Raw genomic sequence first — 21,859 nt, 5'->3', positions numbered from 1 at the left:
TTTCTTGGGTTTAGCGCTTGCGGAGCCGAATCGAACCACTCAGGGTCTGCACGGACACCTTCGCCCCGCCCGCCCCCGTGCTGAAGCTCAGGCTCTTCTCGCTCGTGTAGCGGCTGCTCTTCTGGGCCGCAGGCCCCAGCTCGTTCTCGATGTCGCCGCTGAAGGTGGAGACCGAAAAGTCGGCGGCGACCCCCGCGGGCAGGACCACTTCCACGCTGCCGCTCACCGTCTCCGCGTCCAGGGTGGCCTTCTTGGCGAGGTCGCCCTCGAAGCGCAGGCTCCCGGAGACCGTCTCCAGGCGCGCGCGCTGGAAGGTGCCCCCCACCACCACCAGGCGGCCGTTCACGGTGGAGGCGTCCACCTCCCCGCTCGCGTCCCGCACCGTGACCGCGCCATTCACCGACTCCGCGTGGACGCGGTTGGCCGGGCTCGTCACCTCCACGCTCCCGTTCACGGTCTGGAGGTTCACCTCCTTCGATCCCCCCGTCATGGAGATGCTGCCGTTCACGGTCTCCGCCTTCACCGCCCCCGTTACGTCGGTGATGGTGATGCTGGCCGCGTAAGAGTCGATCTCCAGACGGCTGCCCGCGGGGACATGGACCTCGAGGTCGGCGTGCACGGCGTGGGGGTTCCCCTCCGCCTGGACTTCGATGCGGGTGCGGTGGGGGTCGCCCGAGAACTCGAGGCCACTGGCCCGCCGGCCCAGGGTGCCCGAGACCGCGACCTCGTTGCGGTTCCAGCCGATGACCCGAATGGAGCCGGCGGAGTTCTCGATCTCCACCAGACCGTCGGGAGCGGCCGGACGCCGCTGGTCCATGGAGGTCTGGGCGACGGCCGCTCCCGCGGCCAGGGTGAGGGAAAGGGCAAGGATGTGGGTTCTCATGGGCTGCTCAGTCCTTCTTAGAGCTGCGTCGAGAGCCTGACCACCCGTCGCAGCACGTCCAATTTCTTGCGATGCGTGGCGACCAGCATGTGGGTCAGCTCGCCGTTGTCGGGGTCCTTCCGAAGCGCCTCCCGTACCTCAGCCAGGGCGCGGTCGATCACGTCCAGGTTCTTCTGCACGCTGGCCAGGGTCTCGGAGGAGAGGGAGCTCGGGCGCTCGCTCAAGGCGGCCAGGAGCGCGGTGGTGGCCCGCGCATAGTCGGCCTCGACCTCCGGGAGAGCGTCGCTGCCCGGGGAGACGGCCACGGGCAGACCGGGGGGCGGGGCCGGAGCGACGGGGGGCCCCGGGCGCGGGAAAAGCGTGGCCCCCAGGGCGATGGCCACGGCCGCGGCCGCGGCCAGGCCGATCGGCCGCCAGCCGCGCAGGGGAGCGCGCCTTTGTCCCTCGATCCTCCCCGCGATTCCCGGCCAGAGGTCGCGGGCGGGGGAGAGCGTCTTGGGGAGGGCCGCCGCCTGGGCCAGCACCGCGCGCAGCCGCCTGTCCTGCTCCCGGCAGGGAGGACAGCCCGCGAGGTGCAGCTCCATCTCCTGGAACTCGGCCTCGGGCAGGGAGCCGTCCACGTAGTCGTCGAGCCGGTCCTCGGCCTCCGCGCAGTTCATTCTCCGAGCGCCTCTCGCAAGAGCTTACGGGCCCGGTGGAGCTGGGCCTTGGACGTTCCCTCCGCCAGGCCCAGGAGGGCGGCGATCTCCTGGTGGCGGTAACCCTCCACGTCATGGAGCACGAAGACTGCCCGCGCCCCCGGGGGCAGCCCGGCCATGGCCCTCTCGAGGTCGAAGCCGGCCTCGGGTCCCGGCCGCTTCCCCGGACGGGGCACGTCGAAGGGCGTGAGGTCGTCCGTGATCATCACGCGTGATGTCCGCCTGCGGCGGGAGCGCCGTTCCGATAGGGCCACGTTCACGGCCAGGGGGTAGAGCCAGGACGAGAACGCGCTCTCTCCCCGGAACGAGCCCAGCTTCTGCCACGCGCGCACGAACACCTCCTGGGTGAGCTCCTCCGCCAGCGAGGGATCCGACGACATCCGGAAGCACAGAGCGTACACTCGGCGCTCGTTCGCCCGGTAGAGCCCCTCGAAGGCGGAGAGGTCCCCGGCTTGGGCCTGGCGCACGAGGCGCCGCTCGTCGGCTTGCCGGTCCTCCTCCGCCCCGACCCGGATAAAGCCTCCCCCGCTGGCGACGCCGGCTCCTCCAGAACGGGCCAGAAGTCTCACGCAACCCTTGAGATACCGCAAGGGGGGCAATGGTTTGAAACCGATCGAGGCCTAAGGATCGTCCCCGGCGGGGGACCGCAGCGTCCCCGCCTCCCAGAATCCCCCAACCCCGCTCCCGCCGGCGCTGTCCTAAGATCAGGACTATGGGGCCCTCGCTCGGCGGGGTCGTGCTCGGGCTGCTCCTGCTCGGCGCCGTGCTGTGGCCGCTGGAGCGCCTCTTCCCCGCGGTTCGGGGACAGCCCCTGCGGCGACGGGGCTTCCTCACGGACCTGGCCTATTGGTTCTTCACTCCCCTCGTGACCCGAGGGGTCACCCGGGCCGGAGTGATGGTGGCGGTGGTGCTCCTGGCTCTGCTGGCGGGGGTGCCCCTCGACCGGGCGCACATCCAGGCCTTCGTGTTTTCCCCCACCCGCCTGGCTTCCGGCCAGCCGGCCGTGCTCCAGGTGCTGGAAGTGCTGCTCCTGGGAGACTTGATCGGCTACTGGACTCATCGCCTCTTCCACGGCCGCTGGCTCTGGCCCTTCCATGCCGTCCACCATGGCTCCAAGGAGCTCGACTGGCTGTCCTCCGTGCGCCTCCACCCGGTGAACGACCTCTTGTCCCGGGTGACGGCGGTGATCCCCCTCCTGCTCCTCGGCTTCTCGGCCGGAGTCCTGGCCGGCTACGTGCCGTTCCTGACCTTCTACGCGATCTTGCTCCACGCGAACGTCCCCTGGACGTTCGGGCCCGTGCGCTACCTGCTCGCCAGCCCCGCTTTCCACCGCTGGCACCACACCTGCGAGGAAGAGGGGCGGGACAAGAACTTCGCGGGCCTCTTTCCCTTCCTCGACCTCGCTTTCGGCACGTTCTATCTGCCTAGGGGCCGGCAGCCGGAGCGGTTCGGCCTAGACCGGGAGGAGGTGCCCCCAGGCCTCCTCGGCCAGCTCGCTTACCCCTTCCGACTTAGAGCAGGCCCTTGAGCCGGGAGAAGCCGGTGCGGCTCACCGGCAGCCGCGTGCCGTCCTGGAGCACCGCCGTCCGAGCTTCCTTGCTGTCGCTCTCGATCTTGGCCAGGCGCTCCACGTTCACGAGAAACGACCGGTGGATCCGGACGAAGCGAGCGGAGTCCAGGCTCATTTCCAGTTCGCCCAGGGTCTGCTGTTTCAGGAGCGCTTTCCCCTCCGTGTGCAGGCAGACGTAATCGTCCTGGGCCTCGGCGTAGTCCAGCCTCTCCACCGGGATCACGTGCACCTTGGGTCCCTGCCGGACCAGGATCCGCTCCCGCGCGCGGTCGGGGGGCTGGACGGCGGCCAGGACCTCCGCGACCGGGGTCGGCCGGGAGGCCAGCACCCGCTGGCGCGCGCGATCGAGGGCGGCCGTGAAGCGATCCGCGCTCACGGGCTTCAGCAGGTAGTCGACCGCGTTGACCTCGAAGGCCCGCACCGCGTGCTCGTCGAAGGCAGTGACGAAGATGACCGCCACCTCCCGGCCGATCAGCTCCAAGACCTCGAAACCGTCCAGCTTCGGCATCTGGATGTCCAGGAAGACGAGGTCCGGCTGGAGCTCGGCCACCGCCTTGACGGCCTCGAACCCGTTCCGGCACTCGGCCAGGATCTCGACCCCGGCCTGTGCGGCCAGGTACTCGCGGAGGATCGCGCGCGCAGGTTCCTCGTCGTCCACGATCACGACCCCCAGGCCCTGGCGGGGAGGGTGGGCGGGGGAGGGCGGGGGTGCGGCCGGCCCCGCGGCCAGCCGCCGTTGTAGGGCGCGCAGGTCGACGGCCAGGTCGCGCGCTCCCTGGTAGCGATCTTCCCGGTCCTTGGCCAGGCACTTGCCCAGGATGCGGTCCATCTCGGGCTGGGCCTCGCCGAGGTCGAGGCCGGAGAGCCGGGGCGGGGGATCCCGGAGCACCGCGCTCAGGCTCTCGACACCCGTCTCCCGCTGGAAGGCGCGCACCCCGGTCAGCATTTCGTGGAGGAGCACGCCAAAGCTGAAGATGTCGCTCCGGGGATCCACCTTCCCGCCCCGGACCTGCTCGGGAGACATGTAGGCGGCGGTCCCGATGATGCGGCCGGGGTCGGTCTGGCCCCGGGGCGGGGTCACCGCCCCGCTGTCGAGGGCGTCGCCGCCCGAGGTCAGTTTGGCCAGGCCGAAGTCGATGATCTTGACCCGGCCCGACTCCGTCACCATCACGTTGGAGGGCTTGAGGTCGCGGTGGACGATTCCCCGGGCGTGGGCCTCCGCGAGTCCCTCCGCCACCTCGAGCGCGAGCTCGAGGGCGCGGGAGGGCGGGAGGGGCCCGCGTCCAATGAGGGCGGCGAGCGGCTCCCCGCGGATCAGCTCCATGGCGATGAAGGTGTAGCCCTCCGCCTGGTCGATCTCGTAGACCACCGAGATGGCCGGGTGGGTGAGGGAGGCCGCGGCCTGGGCCTCCTGGCGCAAGCGGCGCTCGCGCTCGGGATCGTCCTTTGGGCCGGGGGCCAGGATCTTGAGGGCCACCTCGCGGCCGAGGCGGCTGTCCATCGCGCGGTAGACCGCGCCCATGCCGCCGTGGCCGATCTCGGCCAGGATCGTGTAATGGGACAGGGTGCGGCCGATCATGGAGCCCCATGGGGGCGGCCTCGCTGCCGGACGCCCCTCCCCCCGTACCCCTTCTCGGCCCGCGCGTGAAGCACTCCGGCGCCGCCCTTCATGGCCTCGAGGACATCCCCCACAAGATTCTAGACGAGAAATCCCGGCTGCTCGCCGGTCGCGGCCGTGGGTTGGCCGATAAGCAGTTCCCCGCGCGGCCCCCGCGGCGTAAGTTATGGGGTAGGAGGGAGAAAAGGGATGGGACGCGACCGGGAGGGAGGAGCCGGGTTCGGAGAGGGTACCCGCATCTCTCCCCGCCTGGTCATCGGCTTCTCGGTCATGGCGGTCGGGCTCCTGCTGACCCTCGATAACCTGGGCCTCGTGAACGCGGGGCAGTTCTGGCGCTTCTGGCCGCTGGTCCTGGTCGCGGTCGGTCTGGCCCGGATGGTCCAGTCGCGGCAGGAGTGCGGGCGGCCGGCGGGGGTGGGCCTGATGGTTTTGGGGGTCTTTTTGCTCCTGGCGACCTTCGGGCTTCTCAGCCACCGGCTGATCTTCCCGCTGCTCCTCCTGGCGGTGGGGGCCAGCATGGCCTGGAGGGCGCTGGCTCCGCCGCGGGTCGAGCGAGCGGCGGCCGCGGATGCCCTCAAGGACAAGATCCGCTCCTCCATCGAGCAGAGCGTCCACTCCTCGATCCAGGACAGCCTTCGTTCCTCCGTCGGTGAGCTTCACTCCGCGATCCCGGGGGACGACTTCCCCTCGCGCCTCAGCGCCTTCGTGATCATGGGCGGGGTCAAGCGGGGCAGCAATGCCCAGGACTTCCAGGGGGGCGACGCCTTCGCCCTCATGGGGGGCTGCGAGATCGATCTGCGCGAGGCTTCGATGAAGGAGGGAGCGGTCATGTTCGACCTCTTCGTCTTCATGGGCGGCGTCGAGATCCGGGTCCCCGACGACTGGGCCGTGGACAACCGCGGTCTCGCCCTCCTCGGCGGCTTCGAGGACAAGACCCGCCGTCCGCTCGAGGCCAAGAAGCGCTTGGTCCTGACCGGTCTCGCGATCATGGGGGGCGTCGAGGTCAAGAACTAGTCGGCCATGCACCCGCTTCTGGCGGAGAGGCAGCGGCTGCTCGCCTACATCACCGTCTGGGAGCTTCTGGCGGTGCTGCTGGCGGGGCTTCTGGCCCTGACCGGAAACTTCTCCTGGACGGAAGCCCTCGCCCTCGCGCTGCCCCTATCGTTCTTCTACGGCTTCGCCTGCCTGGGGGCCTTCTGGGTCTGCCAGTCGGCGCCCCTGGGGAAAACCCTCCTCGCCCGCCTGGCCGGCGCCCAGGCCGCGGCGGCCTTGCTCTCCGCGTGCCTGCTGCTCCTGGCCGCGCGGGCCTGGGGGGGGCTGCTCGACTGGACCGGACTGTTCTCCGAGAAACTCACGGCCCGCGCCGCCGCCGCCGGACCATTGCTCCTCGGGATGGGCATCGTCCTCTACCTGCTCGTGGCCGCGCTCCACTACCTGCTCGCGGCCTTCGAGGAGTCTAGGCGCGCGGAGGCCCAGGCCCTGGAGTTCCAGATCCTCTCGCGGGACGCCGAGCTTCGGGCCCTGCGCGCGCAGATCCACCCCCATTTCCTCTTCAACAGCCTCAACTCCATCAGCGCCTTGACCGGCACCAACCCCGAGGGGGCCCGGCGGATGTGCGTGCTTCTCGCGGACTTCCTGAGGACGAGCCTCACCCTGGGGGCGAAGGATCGCATCCCGCTCTCCGAGGAGGTGGGGCTGGCCGAGGGCCTGCTCGCCATCGAGCGGGTGCGCTTCGGTCCCCGCCTGGCCTGCGTGCGGCAGGTGGACGAGGACGCCTTGCCGTGCCTGGTGCCCCCCCTCCTCCTGCAGCCGCTGGTGGAGAACGCGGTCACCCATGGCTTGGCCCAGCTCATCGACGGGGGGACGGTGACCATCGAAGCCCGCCGCCGCGGCGGCCGGCTGGAGCTCGCCGTCGAGAACCCGCGGGACCCGGAGGCGCCGCGGCGCAAGGGGACGGGGCTCGGTCTCGACAACGTCCGGCGACGCTTGGCCGCCCTCTACGGGAACGAAGGGGGGCTGGACGTGCGCGATGACGGGAAGATCTTCCGGGTGGAGGTGAGCCTTCCCGCCCGCCTCACCGCGGCTCCCTGAAAGGATGAAGACCATGCCGGTGGGGCTCCTGCTCGTCTTGATGGGCGCCGCCCTCCCGGGGGCGAAGGCGAACGAGCCGGGGGCCCTCCGCAGGGCGGTGCGGGCGCACGTCAGGAAGGAAGGGCCCGCGATCCTGCGCGAGTTCGCGGCCCTGCTCTCGATCCCTAACGTGGCCTCCGACGGTCCCAACATCCAGAAAAACGCCGACCTCATCGTGGAGCGCCTCGCCGCGCGCGGGGTCAAGGCCCGGCTCTTGAACGGAGAAGGCGGGCCGCCCGTTGTCTATGGCGAGCTTCGGCGGGAGGGAGCGCGCCGCACGCTCGGCGTGTACGCCCACTACGACGGCCAGCCCGTGGATCCCCGCGAATGGGCGGGAGAGCCGTTTAGGCCCGTGCTGCGGGATCGTCCCCTCGAGGAGGGGGGCCGCGAGGTGGACCTCTCCGCGCTCCCGGGGCCCCCGGGGGGCGAGTGGCGCCTCTACGGGCGCGGGAGCGGAGACGACAAGGCGCCCATCGTCGGCTTCTGGGCGGCTCTCGATGCCCTCGCCGCCGCCGGGATACCCTCCTCCGTCAACGTCAAGTTCCTCTTCGAGGGGGAGGAGGAGGCGGGCTCGCCCCACCTCCGGGCGGTGCTGGAGCGGAACCGGGAACTCCTCGCCGCCGACGGCTGGATCCTTTGCGACGGGCCCGTCCACCAGACCCGGCGGATGCAGGTCTTCTTCGGGGCCCGGGGCGTCACCGACGTCGAGCTGACCGTCTACGGGCCCCTCCGGCCGCTGCACAGCGGCCACTACGGCAACTGGGCGGTGAACCCGGCCCTCTCCCTGGCCCACCTCTTGGCCGGGCTCAAGGACCCCGGCGGACGCATCCGGATCGCCGGCTTCTACGACGATGTCCGTCCGCGCACCGAGGCCGAGACCCGGGCCCTGGCCGAGCTCCCGGACGTGGATGCCGCACTGCGCCACGAGCTGGCCCTGGCCGAGACCGAGGGCCAGGGGGCGCCACTCGCCGAGCGCGTGATGCTCCCCGCCTTGAACGTGCGGGGGATCCAGTCCGGCCACGTGGGCGCGCGCACCGCCAACGCCATCCCCTCCGAGGCCACGGCCTCCCTTGATTTCCGCCTCGTGCCCGACCAGACACCGGCCCGTGTGCGCGAGCTCTTCGAGGCCCACCTGCGCGCGGCGGGCTTCGCCGTCGTTTCCGACGCGCCCAACCTCGAGACCCGGCGGACCCAGGCCCGGCTCGTCCGCGTGCAGTGGGGATCGGGCTACCCCTCCTACCGGACCTCTCTCGACCAACCCTTCTCGCGGGCGGTGGTGGGTGCGGTCGAGGAAGGCGCGGGCGGGCCCATCGTCAAGCTGCCCACCCTGGGGGGCAGCATCCCCATGTACCTGTTCCCGGAGGTGCTGGGCGCGCCCGTGATCGGGGTCCCCATCGCCAACCACGACGACAACCAGCACGCCGCCAACGAGAATCTGCGCCTGCAGAACCTGTGGGACGGCATCGAGGTCTATGCGACCCTCCTGGCCCGGCTGGGCGAGCTCTGGAGGGAATGAGCCTACTCCGCCAGGAGCTCCTTCCCCGCCCTCGCCGCCTCTCTTAGGAGCGCGCGCAGGTCATCCTCGGTGGTGCGGAAATTCACGATGCAGACGCGGAGCGAGGTCCGGCCCTTGAGCAGGGTGGGGGCGAGGAGGAAGGAGCCGCTCGCCACCAGACGGTTCGCGATCCGCCGGTTCAGGCGGTTGAGCTGCTCCTCGGAGAGCCCCCGGCCCTGCGGCCGGTACCGGAAGTTGGCGATGGAGAGCACGGGCTCGGAAAGCCGCTCGAAGTCCTCCTGGCCGTCCACCTCCTCGGCCAGGAAGCGGGTGAGCCTCACGTCGCGCTCGACCGCGGCCGCGTACCCGCGCCGGCCGTGGCGCTTCAGGCCCATCCACACCTTTAGGGCCTTGAAGCCGCGGCTGAGCTCGGGCCCCCGCTCGTTGAAGAGGACGGGCCCCTGCAGGGGGCTCTCGGGGTCGTGGACGAGGTACGCCGCGGGCTTGGAGAAGGCGTCTTTGAGCCGCCCCCCCTCCCGCACCAGCGCCGCCCCCGCCTCGTAGGGAACGTAGAGCCACTTGTGAGGATCGGCGGCCACGGAGTCCGCCCGCTCCAGGCCGGCGAAGAGCGGGCGGAGGGCGGGAGAGATCCGGGCCATGGCCCCGTAGGCCCCGTCCACGTGGAACCAGAGCGACTCTTTTCCGCAGAAGTCGGCCAGCTCCTCCAGGGGATCGATGGCCCCCGTGTTCACGGTGCCGGCGTTGCCGACTACGATCGCGGGGGCGAGGCCGGCCCTGCGGTCCTGGGCCACCGCCTCCTTCAGCATGTCGACCCGGATGCGGAAGCGCTCGTCGGTCGGGATCTTGCGGAGCTGGCGGGTGCCGAGGCCCAGGAGATCCACCGCCTTATCCACGCAGTTGTGGACCTCCTCGGAGGCGTAGACCACGAGGGGGGGGCCCAGGCGGGGTCCCTCCTCGCGAATGGTGGGGGCCACCGCGCGCCTTGCCGCGGCCAGGGCCGTGAAGTTGGCCATGGACCCCCCGGAGGTCAGGATGCCCTCCGCGGTTTTAGGCAGGCCCACTATCTCGGCCAGCCAGCGAAGGGCCCGGTCCTCGACGTGGATGGCGGCGTGATCGCCTCCCCAGCAGTTCGAGTTCATGGCCGAGGCCAGGTAGTCGGCGATGGTGCCCAGGGGGTCGGCGGTGGAGTTGATGAAGCCGAAGAAGCGCGGGTGCGAGTTGCCGAAGGGGTAGCCGAGGATGTGTTCGCGCACGAAGGCCAGCAGGGGCTCGACCCCCATCCCCTCTTCGGGCAGGGGCTCTTCGAAGAGCGCGGCCTTCGTCCCCACCTTGCCGAAGACGGGCCGGGGGATGAGCTCCTCTCGGTGCCCCGCCACCGCATCCGCGGCGAGGTAGCCGAGGCGCCGCACCTCCTGGGGAGTGAGATCGAACTCGCTCATGGCACTTTCACCTTCTAGCAAACAGGCCGGCACTGTAGCATGTCGGCCGGAGGCGGCGAGGGAGGCCATGGCGAGCAAGGGTCGGGGTTTCCGGACGCTGGAGGTGGACGGCTTCACCGTGCTCGTGGGCAAGGGCGACCGGGAGAACGACGCCCTCACCTTCGGGGAGGCCGAGCCCCACGACTTCTGGCTCCACGTGGCGGGTCCGGCAGGCAGTCACGTCGTGGTCCGCAATCCCGAGAAACTGCCGGAGCTCCCCCGCGCGGTCAAGGAACGGGCGGCGGAGCTCGCGGCCTGGCACTCCAAGGCCAAGGGCGCCCGCGGTAAGGTGTCGGTCCACCTCTGCCAGGTGGCGGACGTGAGCAAGCCCAAAGGCTTCGCTCCCGGCGAGGTGCGGCTCAAGCGGTGGACGTCGGTGCGCGTGTACCCGCGCCCCCTGGGGGAGGGGGACGAGGGCGGAGACGCTACTTGATGTAGCCCAGGCTCCGGAGCTCCTCGAGCATCTGCCCGTCGAAGTCGCTCTGCGCGGCGTGCGGTGCCGCCCGCCGGCCGTAGGCGGCCACGAAGCGCAGGGGATGCTGAGCCCGGAAGGCGGGAGCGAGCACCTCCTCCAGCACGCGGCCGTCCAGCTCGCGGCTCACGGGCAGGCCGAGGAGGTGGAGCACGGTCGGGGCCAGGTCGCGCTCGGAAACGAGGCCGAGGTCGGTGGTCTGGACCGGGCCCCCCACGATCGCGAGCATCCCCTCGGCGGGGCCGTGGGCGCGGGCCAGTCGCCCGGGGTCGGCCACGAGCACGAAGACGTCCCGTCCCCCAAGGTCCCCGGCCCCTTCCCCGATCCTCCCGTCGAGGAACCGATAGTAGTCACGGATCGCGGCCAGGCGCGTGTCCAGGTCGGCCAGGTCCGCCCCGGGGGCGTCTCCGATCTGCTGCATGGTGAAGATGTCGAGGCCGGGCAGGTAGAGGGCGTCCAGATCGGGAGGGTCGGCGCCCCGGAGCGCACCGGCCGCGGCCAGGGAGAAGCGGTCGAGGCGGCGCGGCCGGTCCGCCTCGTCGGGCAAGAGCGCGCGCACGCGATCGAAGGCCGCGGGCGGGTACACCTCGCGGTCGGGCGGACCACCCTTCTCCAGCTTGAAGAACGCACGATCGGAGACGAGGTAGCCGTTGACGCTCTCCGCGGGCCAGGTGGCCCACCAGTTCACGATGCCCACGCGCAGGCCCTTCTCCGACGCCACGTTCCAGAAGGTCTTGATCCCGCGCAGCACGGAGGTGGGGGGCTCGGCCCGCGTGAGCCGCAGGAGATCGGTGGCCCGGCCCAGGGCGGAGACGAAGGGGTTGCTGGTCGTGTCCAAGCTGACCGGCGTGCGCAGCCCGGGGATGCGGCGCGCGTCCGCGGACTGGATGCCGTGGGCCGCCGCGCCCCGGCCGGTGGCGATGGTGGTCCACACGAGGGCGGGAACCCGCTCGGGCTCGGCCCGGAGCCGGCCCTGGGCGGCCGTGGCGAGCAGGGCCCGCAGATGCGGCATCTCTCCGCGCCCCAGGAGCTGCTCCGTCATGCGCCGCTCCAGGCCGTCGATGCCCAGCACCCGCACCCTGAGCCCCGTGGGCACCACCGTGTAGTCGGGGCCGGAGGGGGCGTTCGCGCGGCCGAAGTAGGCGGCGGCGGCCACGCCCCCCGCATAGAAGACGGCGGCCCCGACGAGGAGGGGGACCATGTGCCGACGGGACAAGCTGGCCGGGGGCAGGCGGTCGGCGACCCCGCCCGCGGAGAGGACGGCCACCGCGGCCAGGGAGCCGAAGCGACCCAGGACCAGGCTCAAGCCGAGTCCCAGGAGGAGGGCCGTGGCCTGGGCGAGGAGAGGGGCCCCGAGCAGATGCGAACGCCACCAGAGCCCGAGGTAGAGCAACCCCAAGAGACCGAGGCCGAGGCCGACGTTGCGGGCGAGGCCGGGCCCCGGGCGCCGGCCCGCCCGGGCCGCGGTGAGCCCTCCGAGCAAGGCGGCCAGCGCGCTCGTGGTCCCGAAGGCCACGACCAAGTAGAGGGTGAGCACGGCCAGGTCCTGCGGCTCCGCGAGCAGGCGGCGATCCAGTCCGACTGCGGCCAGGGCGGAGGCGAGGCCGAAAAGGATGCCGCCGGCTATGCCCACCCGCCGGGCGACCGACAGCGAGGCGGAGAGGGGGGAGGGGCCTCCGGCCCCGGCCAGGACGAAGCGATCCAGGCCGCTCTCGAGATAGCCCAGGCGTTTCAGCTCCTCGCGCACCGCCCCCACGGAGGCGAGCGGCGGCTTCTCGGACGCCATGCCGTCGATTCTACGGTATCGGGGGGTTTTGGCCGGCGTCTCCGCCCGTGTGCGCCGAGCGGCGCAGGTTCAGGGAAGCCCGCCGTAGCGGTAGATCATGGAGGCCACGAACCGCTTGGTCGTGATCGAGTTCCGCACGCCGTTGAGGTCGAAGAAGGCCCCCGACTGATAGAGGTAGGCGACGTCGAAGAGTATGGGACCAATGATGAGCCCGGTCCCCGCCGTCCAGGAGTTGAAGCGGGGAGCGCTTCCGTCGGCGGCCTGCGCGAGCTGCTGGTCGCTGAAGTAGCCGACGCGGAGCGGAACCTTGAACTTCCCCGCCAGCACCACGTACTCGACGCCCCCGCGGATCTGCTCGGTGTCGCTCTGGGCGACCGCGAGCTGGGGCCAGGGCAGGCGGGCGAACGTCGTGGGAGGGGGAGAAGGGGAGGACGCCCCCCCAACGGGGGCCGGGGTGGGCGGCAGGGTGAAGTAGTTGTGGATATAGGCCCCCGACCAGTAGGAGCGCGTGTAGTCCGCGGAGATGGTGAGGGGGCTGCGGGGCCGCCAGGAAGCGCCAAAGCCCACAGCGGCGGGGAAGTCCAGCCTCACGTCGCCGCTCGCATAGGCGTTGGTAGTAACGGCGGGTGGGTTGGAGAAGGTGTCGGTCCGCATCCGGGCCAGACGGATGTCTCCCGTGAAGGACGTCTTGAAGACCGCGGCCAGGTTCACGTCCTCCACCGGCGACCAGATGGCACCCAGGTTCGTGTTCCAGCCCCCAAAATCCAGGTTGAGCTCCAGTTGACGGATCTTTTCGCCTTCGGCCGCCGGGTTGCGGGTGAGGTTCTGGTGGTAGCCGCTGGTCCAGCGGTTGAGCGTGCCCCCCACCCGCAGATGGCGCGTGATCTGGAGTCCGGTGCCGAGGGCAATCACGTCGAAGCCCCCGTGGGCGTCGATCGAGATGGTTTGGGGCAGCCGAGTGATTATGCGCGTGCCGCTGAAGGGGATCACCCGCTGGTAGCTCACCTGGGCCGCGCCGGAAACGCTCCCCAAATGCAAGGGATAGGTGAGGGCGGCGAAGTCCAGGGTGTCGCTTCGGAACTGATTGTCCTCCAGCGCGGTCACCGTCTTGTGGCCGTCGATCGCGGCGTGGTTCCCGACCACCGTCACCTCCGGACGGCGCAGGTAGCTGAGGCCGGCGGGGTTCCAGGAGGCGGCGGTGGCGTCGTCCGCGCGGGCCAGGAACGCCCCCCCCATGCCGAGGGCACGCGCCCCCGCGCCCTGGATCGGGTTCGCGCGTCCCGTGAGGTCGTTCTCGTCTTGGCCGAGGGTGTTCTGCGCGAGCGTGGAAGCGGCCTGCCCCATCCAGAGCGCCACCGCGATCAAGGCGGCTCGACGGCGGAAGCTCTGGGCGGGGCCCCGCAGCGAGCCGCGGCACGCCGGAGGGGGGGGCCGTCGCATGGCGACGCGGGGAGCATATCACGTGGCGGCCGGCGCCGCGGCTTTGAGGCCCCTCGCTTATGATGAGGGCGTGTCCGCGCCCGCCTCCCCGCTCGCGCCCTCCCGGCGCGGCGAAGTGCTCCTCCTCCTCTTCAGCGTTGTCTTCTTTCTGGTGCTGGCGGAGGTTGTCGTCCGCCTCACGGGGGCCGCCGATCCCCGACCCTCCCCCTACCCGCGCGTGGACACCGACCGGCGCGAGCGTCGTCCCATCAACTCCCGAGGCTATCGCGACTTCGAACGGACCCTGGCCAAGCCACCCGGAGTGCGGCGGGTCGTCTCCCTGGGCGACTCCTTCGCCTGGGGGGTGGGGGTGGAGTTCGACGACACCTACGGCCAGCGCGTGGAGCGCACCCTCAGCCGCCGCCGACGCACCCCCTGGCAGGTGGTGAGTCTGGCCCAGCCGGGGATGAACTCCGTAGGGGAGGGGGCCCAGCTGGCGTCCGAGGGCCTGGCCTACGAACCCGACGCGGTGGCCCTGGGCTACGTGCTCAACGACAGCGAGGACGAGAATGCGGCGGAGGCGCGGCGGGTCGAGGACTGGCTCGTGGACAAGAGGGAGCAGAAGACCGGTTCGCTCCGCCTCTTCGACCGCTCCGCGCTTTATCGCCTGGTCAGCACGAGAGTCTGGGCCACCCTCGAGAACAGGCGGCGCATCGCCGGGTACAAGTCGATGTATGCCGCCGATTACCCGGGCTGGATCGCCGGCCAGCGAGCACTCCGGACGATGGGCGGCCTCTGCCGCGAGCGGGGCATTCCCTTCGTGGTTCTCATCTTCCCTCTCTTCGGCAACCCTCTGGACGAGAGCTACCCGTTCCCGGAGATCCACGCCCAAGTCGCGCGCGCGGCCGCGGAGGCGGGGGCCAAGGTGGTCGACCTGCTGCCACGCTACCGCGGCCTGCGCTGGGACATCCTGGTCGTGAACGGGACGGAGGACGAACACCCGAACGAGATCGCCCACCGCATCGCCGCCAGCGCCCTCCTCAAGGCCATCGACGAAGTGGTGCCGGGGGACCCCGCCCCGGCCAAGGCTCGATGAGCGGAGCCGTGTTCGTCCCCCGCGAGCGCCGGTTCCATCCCTGGTCGGCGCTCGCGGTGGCGGCCGGGCTCGTGCTCTACGCGGGCCTGGCCATCGGGAGCGCGCGCCAGAAGTCGGCCACCTTCGACGAAGGGGCTCACCTGCCCGCGGGCTTTACCTACCTGACGCTCGGGGACCACCGGCTGAACCCCGAGCAGCCGCCCCTCATCAAGCTCCTGGCCGCCACGCCGCTGCTCTTCCTCCAGCCGAAGCTCAAGACGGACGACGAGGCGTGGGCCACGGCCCGGCAGTGGGAGTTCGGCAAGCGCTTCCTCTACCGCTGGAACGATGGCGACCAGCTGCTTTTCTGGGGCCGCCTCCCCGTGGTGGCCCTGGGGTGCCTGCTCTGTCTGGCCGTATTCTCCTGGGCGCGGCGACGCTACGGCGGGCCCGCGGCGGCCCTCGCGTTTTTCCTCTGCCTGCTCTCCCCCGACGTCCTCGCCCATGGCCAGATCGTGACCACCGACCTCGGGGTGGCCCTCTTCCTCTTCCTGTCCGTCATGGCCTTCGAGCGCCTTCTCGAGCGGGCCACGAACGTCCGGATCCTTCTGGCCGGATGCGCGGTCGGGGCCGCCCTGGCCACCAAGTTCTCGGGACTCGTGGTTCTGCCCATCCTGGCCGTGCTCGGGCTCGTAGCCGCCCTCTCTCGGGAGCCGATGCCTTCCGACCTCGGCTGGAGCCCGACCGGCCGTTGGGCGCGGCTCGGCCACGTGGCGCTCCTGCTCGCGGGCGTGGGCCTCCTGGCCGGGATCGTGCTCTGGGCCACCTACGGCTTCCGCTTCGCGATCTCCCCCGATCCCTCGGTGAGGGAGGCGATGCGATCCACCCTCGCCGAGCCGCGGTCCTCCCTGGTGAGGGGCCTCGCGGGTGCGGCCGAGCATTGGGGCCTCCTCCCCGAGGACTACCTCCGCGGTCTTCGGTTCGTCTTCCGGCACTCCGAGGCCCGGCCCGCGTTTCTGGCCGGCCGGCTCTCGGAGGAGGGTTTTCCCTATTACTTCCTGGCCACCCTCGCCCTGAAGACGCCCATCCCCTTGGGCCTGCTCCTCCTGGCCGCCCTCCTCTTCAGCCGGCGCGGTCCCCTCCTGAGCGAGGCCTTCCTCTTCCTGCCTGTGCTTCTCTACCTGGGCCTCACCTTCACCCGCAGCATCGACATCGGGCACCGGCACCTCCTCCCGATCTATCCCTTCCTCTTCGTGGCCGCGGGGCGGGCGGTGGGCGTGCTCGGCCGCTCCCGCGCGCCCGCGGCGGGGGCGGTGATCCTGGGCGCGCTCTGCGCCTGGTACGCCCTCGGCACCCTGCGCGTCCACCCGCACTACCTCGCCTACTTCAACGAGATCGCGGGGGGGCCGCGCAACGGCTATCGCTGGCTCGTGGACTCGAACCTGGACTGGGGTCAGGACCTGAAGGGCCTGAAGGCCTACCTGGATGCCCGGGGGATTCCGAAGATCAAGCTCTCCTATTTCGGCAGCGCGGACCCCGCCTACTACGGCATCGACGCGGAGATCCTCCCCGGCTACATGGCCCCCCACCCCGTGCGGGTGACGCGCGAGGTCCGGCGGGGCGACATCGTGGCCGTGAGCGCCACCAACCTCCAGGGCGTCTACCTGGACCCCGAGGACCGCCCGCTCATGGAGCACTTCCGAGCCCAGCGTCCGCTGGACGAGGTCGGGTACTCCATCCTGATCTACCGGGCCGATTTCAACTGGCCGTGAGCACGCCCGCTACGCCCTTCCGCGCCCGCGAGGCCCTGCTCGGCCTGCTCCTCTCCTTCGTCTCGATCGTGGCCGTCCTCCTCGTCCTCGAGCTCGGCCTTAGGGTCCTCGGCTTCGTTCCCGATCGCTTCCAGATGATGGGCCGCATGGCCAACGCCCGCTGGACGCTGCTCCTCGACTGCTATCCCACCAACCCGCGGGGCTATTTCGATATCGACCTCCGCCAGCCCGAAAGCCGCGAGCGCTACCTCTCGGTGGCCCCTCTCCGCTTCGACGCCGTGGCGCGGCGGGCCCCCTGGGCGGTGGAGTCGCGCTACAACGCGCTGCGCTTCCGCGACGCCCCTTTGGGCCCCAAGCGCCCCGGGGTACGCCGGGTGATGGTGCTCGGCGACTCCTTCACGGAGGGGCAGGGGGTGAAGGAGCCCGATACCTGCGTGCGCCAGCTGGAGCGCCTGTTGAACGCCGCCGAGCCCGGGGGTTGGGAGGTGCGGAACTGCGGACGGCGGGGGACGGACTTCCCTGCCATCTATCAGGCCTTCGAGGAGATCCTGCCCTACAAGCCGGACGTCCTCGTCTACGCGATGGTCTTGAACGACCCCGAACAGTCGGAGAGCTTCCACGCCCGCCAGACATACGTCAACGATTGGATCCTGGATCGCGGTCGGCAGACTGATGACCTGGAGGTCGAGCCCAGCCTCTTCCGGTCGCGGCTTCTTACCCTGGTCACGGATCGGGTCACCTCCTGGCGGGTGGGGCGCGAGACCACGCGCTGGTATCTGGACATGTACGGCCCGGCCAACCGCGGGGGCTGGGAGCAGACTGAGCGCTACATACGGGAGATGAACCAGCGGGTCCAGGAGGGCGGTGGGCGGTTCCTGGTCGCCCCCTGGCCTCTCTTCGTGGGCCTGGAGGGAGGGTATCCCTTCCGCCCCATCCACGAGACGATCCGCCGCTTCTGCCTGCAGGCGGGGATCGCCCACCACGATCTGCTGTCCGTCTTCCTGGGCCGCCGGAGCGAGACCTTCTGGGTCCATCCCGTGGACCGCCACCCCAACGAGATCGCCCACCGCCTGGCCGCGGAGAGCCTGGCCCCGGTGGTGGGGGAGATGGGGCGGGCGGAGTCCCCAGAAACGCTGCCCCCCCACAGGTCACGGCAGCGTTGACGCTGACATCGGGAGCAGAGCCATCCAGCAGTTGTGCGTCGAATGAATCGCCGTCCAGGGCCCTAACTGAGAGCGACTCCACGAACCGCCCAGGCCCGAGCGACGAGTGAGATCGAACCATCGGCCCCCAGGGGCATGAGCTCCCGAATGCGGTCGCGGAGGGCTGCCCGTGCGGCCTCGCCCAGGGCCATGGCGTACGCGGGCGCCGGGCCCTGCCCGCCTAGGAACGGGCGCCAATAGTCCTCGAAACTCGCAAAGGGCGTGGCGATGTCGATTGCCGTTACCTCGACTCGGCCCAAACCCGTGCCCGCAAAGAGCTCCGCGAGAGCCTGCGGACGGCACAATGGAAAGCGGACTCCCTGATCCAGCTTCGCGGCGTCCGGGTCGATTGAGACCGCGGCATCCCAGAAGAGACGCATCAGCTCCATTTTTCCCGCGTAGTCCCAGACGTAGGCCGCGATCGTTCCCCCTCTGACCGTCACCCGTGCCATTTCCGCGAGGGCGGCAGGGGCGTCGGGCACGAAGTTCAGCACCAAGCCCGAGACCGTCACGTCGACTTGGGCATCGTCGAGGGGGATCTCGGCCGCGCTGCCACGGTGAAGGGCGGCCCGGCCCGCGAGTTGCTCCTCCGCCTTCACGAAAAACTGCTCCGACGGTTCGACCCCCGTCACCGTCGACGGCGAGCACCTCTCCAGAATGGCGGCGCAGAGCACTCCGGTGCCACAGCCAACGTCCAGCCAGCGTCGCTCAGGCGGGATGCTCAGCCAGGAAAGAAACTCTGGCGCCACCTGACGGCTCCAGCGGCCGACGAATTGCTCGTAGGCGTCGGCACGCTCCCACTTGACCGGCGACGGGGCGGAGGTCGGAATCCGGTCCCCATCCTTGTCCTTGCTTTGCTTGGCCATGGTCGCCCCGCCGCTGCCCTCTAGCGCAGCGGAGTGCAACGACTCGAGCATCGAATGCAGGGCTCCGCGCTCAGGACTTCCACGATGTTATCGGGTGCGGCGGTCGTGAAGCATAGGGTGCCGCTCGAGTCGCCGAAAAAAGTGCGGCCGCCCCCCGGAAGCGCTCAGGGGATCTTCTGGCCGCCGTCGATCTTGCCCATACCGCTCTCCAGCATGAGCCGATTCAGGGCGGGCACGTCGCCCTCCAGGAGCCCGTTGACGGCGGCCACGGCCTCCCCCAGCTCCTTCGTGACCCGGGCCAGGCCCTCGCGGTGCTGGGCGGTGGGGGGCGCGGTGGCGGCGCTGAACGCAAGGTAGAGCCCCCGGGCCCGGGCGAGGAGGGGATCCGGGTCCTCGGCCAGGGGCGCGCCCGCGAAGCCCAGGGGCTCCTGGCGGTTGATCCTCTTGGCCAGCGGCTCCAGCTTTTCGGTGAGAGCCTTGGCCGCGGACTTCACGGCTTCGGTCGCGCGCGCGTCCTTCTTGAGGGACTCCTCCAGCTCCTTGAGCTGCTTCTTCAGGGCTTCGACGGCCCGGTTGGCGGCGTCGGCCTGGGTCCAGAGCCGGGCCGCGGCCCGGCAGGCCTCGTACCAGGCCTTGCGATCGGCCTCGCCGGCCTTTATCCGGGGGTCCTCTTCCACGGCCACGGTCTGGGTGGCGGTGGCGGCGCCGAGGCCGACCTTGACCGTGTAGGTGGCGGGGGGGACGAGGGGGCCGCGCGGCGGTCCGAAGAACTCACTCACCCCCGGCTCGGGTTTGACCGGCGGCTCGTGGCGCAGGTCCCAATTCGTGCGGTTGAGCCCCGCCTCCTTCGGGCCTTTGAGCTCGCGCAGGACGGTGCCGGCGGCGTCGCTCACCGTGATCTTCACCTCGTCCTTCTCGCCGGGCTTGGTCTTGAGCGAGTAGCTGATGAGGGCGCCCTCGGGGGGGTTGGAGGCGAGGAGCGTCTTGTGCCCCGTGTTCCCCTTGTGCTGGTAGACCCGGTATTCGGTGGCGGGCCGGATGCCGAAGAGGTGGAGGTCCGAGGCGAGGGCGTCCCCGGTGAGCTGCTGGAGGGGGGTGAGGTCGTCGAGAACGAAGATCCCCCGTCCATGGGTGGCGAGGACGAGGTCGTTGTCGCGGGGATGGATCTGAATATCGTACACGGGGACGGTGGGCAGGCCCCCGCCCTTCACCTTCACCCAACTCCCGCCCTGGTTGAAACTCAGCCAGAGGCCGTACTCCGTGCCCACGAAGAGGAGATCCGGGCTCTTGGGATGCTCACGAACCACGTGAATCGTCCCCCCGGGAGGGATCCCACCGGAGAGGGATCTCCAGGTCTGTCCGAAGTCGTCGGTCCGGAAGAGGTAGGCGCTGAAGTCGTTGGCGCGATGGCCGTCGAAGGATACGTAGGCCGTCCCCTCGCCGGTGCGGCTCGTCTCCACGCGGCTCACGTAGGTCCCCTTGGGCACTCCCGGCACCTTGGCGCTCACGCTGGTCCAGCTCCCCCCCCCGTCCTTGGAGACCTGCAGGTTTCCATCGTCCGTCCCCACCCACAGGATGCCCGCCTTCAGCGGGGACTGGGCGATGGTGGTGATGGTTCCGAAGGAGACGGTGCCGTCGTTGCGCGAGAGCATGCTCTTGGCCGTCTTCCCGAAGATGGTCATGGAATCGCGCTCGGCGGCGTTGGTGAGGTCGGGGGTGACGAGGGTCCAGGTTTCCCCCCGATCCCGCGACCCGAAGAGGTGGTTTCCGCCGTAGTAGATGGAGTCGTGGTCGTGGCTGGAGACGAGGATGGGGGAGTTCCAGTTGAAGCGGTACTTCTTTCCTTCCGGGGGCTCGGGGCGGATCACGCGGCGCTCGAAGGTTCGGAGGTCCAGGCGCTGAACGTTGCCGTCCTGGCTCTCCACGTAGACGGTGTCGTGGTCCGCGGGATCCACCACGCAGTAGAATCCGTCCCCGCCCCCCACCCGGACCCAATCCTCGTTGCCGATCCCTTGCTGGTAGAGGGTGCGGCTGGGCCCGGTCCAGCTCCCGTTGTCCTGGAGACCGCCGTAGACGTGGTACGGCTTCTGGTCGTCGAGGCTCACCTCGTAGAACTGGCCAAGGGCAACCGTGTTCAGGTAGTCCCAGGAGCGGCCGCGGTCGTAGGAGGCGTGGATCCCGCCGTCGCTGCCGGCCAGCATGTGGTCGGAGTTCGCGGGGTCGATCCACAGGGCGTGGAAGTCGCCGTGGATCTTCTGGACGACGTCGCTCTTGAACGTCTTTCCCCCGTCCTCCGAGTTGAACATGGGGGCCCCCAGCACCCAGATCCGCTGGTCGTTGTTGGGGTCCACGTGGACCTGGCTGTAGTACGACGGCCGCGGGTTGGTGGGAGAGACCTTGGACCACGACTCGCCTTTGTCCTCCGAGCGGTAGAAGCCGCCCTCCTTCGCGTGCTCCACGAGGGCGTAGACGATCCGGGGATCCTGGCGGTAGACGGCGACCCCGAGGCGGCCGATGTCCCCCTCCGAGGGGAGGCCCTTGGTCAGCTTCCTCCAGGTCGTGCCACCGTCCACCGTCTTCCAGAGGGCGCTGCCGGGGCCGCCCCCGTTGTAGCCGAAGGGGGTGCGCCGCCGCTGGTAGGAGGCGGCGTAGAGGGTCTGGGGGCTCTCGGGGTCCATGGCCACGTCCACGAAGCCGGTGTCCTCGTCGATGGCCTTGGTGTTGGTCCAGGTCTTCCCGCCGTCCGTGGTCTTGAAGAGCCCGCGCTCCTTGCTCGGGCCCCAGAGATGGCCGAGCACGGCCGCGTAGACCACATCCGGGTTCTTGGGGTCCACGACCAGGCGCCCGATGTGGTGGCTGTCCTTGAGACCGGCGTGGGTCCAGGTCTTCCCGCCGTCCATGGTCTTGTGGACGCCGTCCCCCCAGGAGGAGGACTGGCGGTTGTTGGCCTCGCCGGTCCCCACGTAGAGGATGGAGGGGTCGGAGGGAGCCAGGGCCAGGGCTCCGATGGTGGAGACGTCCTGGTCATCGAACACGGGCTCGAAAGTGATCCCGTTGTTCACGGTCTTGAAGACTCCCCCCGAGGCCGTCCCCACATAGAACGTCGAGGGGTGCGACTCCACCACCGCAAAATCGTCGATGCGTCCGCCCATGATGGCGGGCCCGATGCTGCGGAAGGCCAGGCCCTTCAGCGTATCCGCGGACACCGTGGATGGGGCCGGCTTCTCCTTGGCCTTGACGGGGGCGGCCCCGCTCCAGGCGGGAAGGACGAGGACGAGCGCGGCGACGGCGATCCGGAGGCGGAGGGCGGCTGGATGCATGGAGTTTTCTCCTTCTAAGAAGGGGGCGCGGAGGAGCACGCTATTCCAGGGTCC

Annotated in this window: 17 protein-coding genes; 8 read left to right on the top strand and 9 right to left on the bottom strand. The window is 70.4% G+C overall.

Annotated elements, in window-relative coordinates; translation table 11 throughout:
* Positions 1-10: 10 nt before the first annotated feature.
* From VN461_09270 to VN461_09260, 3 genes are read right to left on the bottom strand one after another with little or no spacing between them, the layout of a single operon-like run.
* Positions 11-883, bottom strand: coding sequence for a DUF4097 family beta strand repeat-containing protein (locus VN461_09270; protein HXB54958.1), 873 nt, complete (start codon positions 881-883; stop codon positions 11-13).
* 17 nt (positions 884-900) lie between these two features.
* Positions 901-1,542 carry a zf-HC2 domain-containing protein gene (locus VN461_09265; protein HXB54957.1) on the bottom strand — a complete coding sequence of 214 codons (642 nt, stop codon included), beginning with the start codon at positions 1,540-1,542 and terminating at the stop codon, positions 901-903.
* Positions 1,539-2,150, bottom strand: coding sequence for an RNA polymerase sigma factor (locus tag VN461_09260; protein HXB54956.1), 612 nt, complete (start codon positions 2,148-2,150; stop codon positions 1,539-1,541). Before VN461_09260 ends, VN461_09265 begins: the two co-directional genes overlap by 4 nt.
* Positions 2,151-2,293: 143 nt before the next feature.
* Between VN461_09260 and VN461_09255 the strand changes: the two genes are divergently transcribed.
* The gene (locus VN461_09255) at positions 2,294-3,109 is read left to right on the top strand and encodes a sterol desaturase family protein (protein HXB54955.1); all 816 of its coding nucleotides are present in this window, start codon (positions 2,294-2,296) and stop codon (positions 3,107-3,109) included.
* Here the strand turns inward: VN461_09255 and VN461_09250 are convergent.
* A complete protein-coding gene (locus tag VN461_09250) occupies positions 3,093-4,730 on the bottom strand; it encodes a protein kinase (protein ID HXB54954.1) in 1,638 nt (545 codons plus the stop codon). The two genes, VN461_09255 and VN461_09250, sit on opposite strands and share 17 nt — an antisense overlap.
* Positions 4,731-4,958: 228 nt before the next feature.
* Between VN461_09250 and VN461_09245 the strand changes: the two genes are divergently transcribed.
* Genes VN461_09245 through VN461_09235 form a run of 3 tightly spaced genes read left to right on the top strand, consistent with a single transcriptional unit; the run spans position 4,959 to position 8,415 of the window.
* Positions 4,959-5,783 carry a DUF5668 domain-containing protein gene (locus tag VN461_09245; protein HXB54953.1) on the top strand — a complete coding sequence of 275 codons (825 nt, stop codon included), beginning with the start codon at positions 4,959-4,961 and terminating at the stop codon, positions 5,781-5,783.
* A 6-nt stretch (positions 5,784-5,789) separates the two neighbouring features.
* Complete coding sequence (locus VN461_09240; protein HXB54952.1) at positions 5,790-6,860, top strand: histidine kinase; 1,071 nt, start codon at positions 5,790-5,792, stop codon at positions 6,858-6,860.
* Between the two features lie 13 nt (positions 6,861-6,873).
* Positions 6,874-8,415, top strand: coding sequence for a M20/M25/M40 family metallo-hydrolase (locus VN461_09235; GenBank protein ID HXB54951.1), 1,542 nt, complete (start codon positions 6,874-6,876; stop codon positions 8,413-8,415).
* A 2-nt stretch (positions 8,416-8,417) separates the two neighbouring features.
* Here VN461_09235 and VN461_09230 read toward each other — a convergent pair whose 3' ends face one another.
* Positions 8,418-9,854 (bottom strand): pyridoxal-dependent decarboxylase, encoded by a 1,437-nt coding sequence (locus VN461_09230; GenBank protein ID HXB54950.1) that lies wholly within the window; start codon positions 9,852-9,854, stop codon positions 8,418-8,420.
* A 67-nt stretch (positions 9,855-9,921) separates the two neighbouring features.
* Between VN461_09230 and VN461_09225 the strand changes: the two genes are divergently transcribed.
* A complete protein-coding gene (locus VN461_09225) occupies positions 9,922-10,326 on the top strand; it encodes an NFACT RNA binding domain-containing protein (protein HXB54949.1) in 405 nt (134 codons plus the stop codon).
* On the opposite strand, the gene VN461_09220 is transcribed toward VN461_09225, so the two are convergent.
* Both VN461_09220 and VN461_09215 read right to left on the bottom strand, forming a co-directional pair.
* Positions 10,319-12,151, bottom strand: coding sequence for an alkaline phosphatase family protein (locus VN461_09220; GenBank protein ID HXB54948.1), 1,833 nt, complete (start codon positions 12,149-12,151; stop codon positions 10,319-10,321). The two genes, VN461_09225 and VN461_09220, sit on opposite strands and share 8 nt — an antisense overlap.
* 69 nt (positions 12,152-12,220) lie before the next feature.
* On the bottom strand, positions 12,221-13,591 hold the full coding sequence (locus tag VN461_09215; GenBank protein ID HXB54947.1) for a hypothetical protein: 1,371 nt from the start codon (positions 13,589-13,591) through the stop codon (positions 12,221-12,223).
* Between the two features lie 70 nt (positions 13,592-13,661).
* Between VN461_09215 and VN461_09210 the strand changes: the two genes are divergently transcribed.
* Genes VN461_09210 through VN461_09200 form a run of 3 tightly spaced genes read left to right on the top strand, consistent with a single transcriptional unit; the run spans position 13,662 to position 17,580 of the window.
* Positions 13,662-14,666, top strand: a complete 1,005-nt coding sequence (locus VN461_09210) for a GDSL-type esterase/lipase family protein (protein HXB54946.1) — start codon at positions 13,662-13,664, stop codon at positions 14,664-14,666.
* Positions 14,663-16,417 (top strand): glycosyltransferase family 39 protein, encoded by a 1,755-nt coding sequence (locus VN461_09205; protein ID HXB54945.1) that lies wholly within the window; start codon positions 14,663-14,665, stop codon positions 16,415-16,417. Before VN461_09210 ends, VN461_09205 begins: the two co-directional genes overlap by 4 nt.
* Entirely contained in the window at positions 16,414-17,580 is a 1,167-nt protein-coding gene (locus VN461_09200; GenBank protein HXB54944.1) for an SGNH/GDSL hydrolase family protein, read from the top strand. The genes VN461_09205 and VN461_09200 overlap by 4 nt, the downstream gene beginning before the upstream one ends.
* Positions 17,581-17,642: 62 nt before the next feature.
* Here VN461_09200 and VN461_09195 read toward each other — a convergent pair whose 3' ends face one another.
* A complete protein-coding gene (locus tag VN461_09195) occupies positions 17,643-18,536 on the bottom strand; it encodes a methyltransferase domain-containing protein (protein ID HXB54943.1) in 894 nt (297 codons plus the stop codon).
* 113 nt (positions 18,537-18,649) lie between these two features.
* A complete protein-coding gene (locus tag VN461_09190; GenBank protein ID HXB54942.1) occupies positions 18,650-21,805 on the bottom strand; it encodes a hypothetical protein in 3,156 nt (1,051 codons plus the stop codon).
* Positions 21,806-21,859 lie beyond the last annotated feature (54 nt).

Source organism: Vicinamibacteria bacterium (genome assembly GCA_035570235.1).
Taxonomy (GTDB): Bacteria; Acidobacteriota; Vicinamibacteria; order Fen-336; family Fen-336; genus DATMML01.
The sequence above is the reverse complement of the archived record's forward strand: the minus strand, read 5'-3'. Positions and strand labels throughout refer to the sequence as shown.

Excerpts from the sequence above, each read along its gene's own strand:
- VN461_09270 (HXB54958.1), bottom strand. The coding sequence starts at position 883 with ATGAGAACCCACATCCTTGCCCTTTCCCTCACCCTGGCCGCGGGAGCG.
- VN461_09265 (HXB54957.1), bottom strand. The coding sequence starts at position 1,542 with ATGAACTGCGCGGAGGCCGAGGACCGGCTCGACGACTACGTGGACGGC.
- VN461_09255 (HXB54955.1), top strand. The coding sequence starts at position 2,294 with ATGGGGCCCTCGCTCGGCGGGGTCGTGCTCGGGCTGCTCCTGCTCGGC.
- VN461_09250 (HXB54954.1), bottom strand. The coding sequence starts at position 4,730 with ATGATCGGCCGCACCCTGTCCCATTACACGATCCTGGCCGAGATCGGC.
- VN461_09245 (HXB54953.1), top strand. The coding sequence starts at position 4,959 with ATGGGACGCGACCGGGAGGGAGGAGCCGGGTTCGGAGAGGGTACCCGC.
- VN461_09240 (HXB54952.1), top strand. The coding sequence starts at position 5,790 with ATGCACCCGCTTCTGGCGGAGAGGCAGCGGCTGCTCGCCTACATCACC.
- VN461_09235 (HXB54951.1), top strand. The coding sequence starts at position 6,874 with ATGCCGGTGGGGCTCCTGCTCGTCTTGATGGGCGCCGCCCTCCCGGGG.
- VN461_09230 (HXB54950.1), bottom strand. The coding sequence starts at position 9,854 with ATGAGCGAGTTCGATCTCACTCCCCAGGAGGTGCGGCGCCTCGGCTAC.
- VN461_09225 (HXB54949.1), top strand. The coding sequence starts at position 9,922 with ATGGCGAGCAAGGGTCGGGGTTTCCGGACGCTGGAGGTGGACGGCTTC.
- VN461_09220 (HXB54948.1), bottom strand. The coding sequence starts at position 12,151 with ATGGCGTCCGAGAAGCCGCCGCTCGCCTCCGTGGGGGCGGTGCGCGAG.
- VN461_09215 (HXB54947.1), bottom strand. The coding sequence starts at position 13,591 with ATGCGACGGCCCCCCCCTCCGGCGTGCCGCGGCTCGCTGCGGGGCCCC.
- VN461_09205 (HXB54945.1), top strand. The coding sequence starts at position 14,663 with ATGAGCGGAGCCGTGTTCGTCCCCCGCGAGCGCCGGTTCCATCCCTGG.
- VN461_09195 (HXB54943.1), bottom strand. The coding sequence starts at position 18,536 with ATGCTCGAGTCGTTGCACTCCGCTGCGCTAGAGGGCAGCGGCGGGGCG.
- VN461_09190 (HXB54942.1), bottom strand. The coding sequence starts at position 21,805 with ATGCATCCAGCCGCCCTCCGCCTCCGGATCGCCGTCGCCGCGCTCGTC.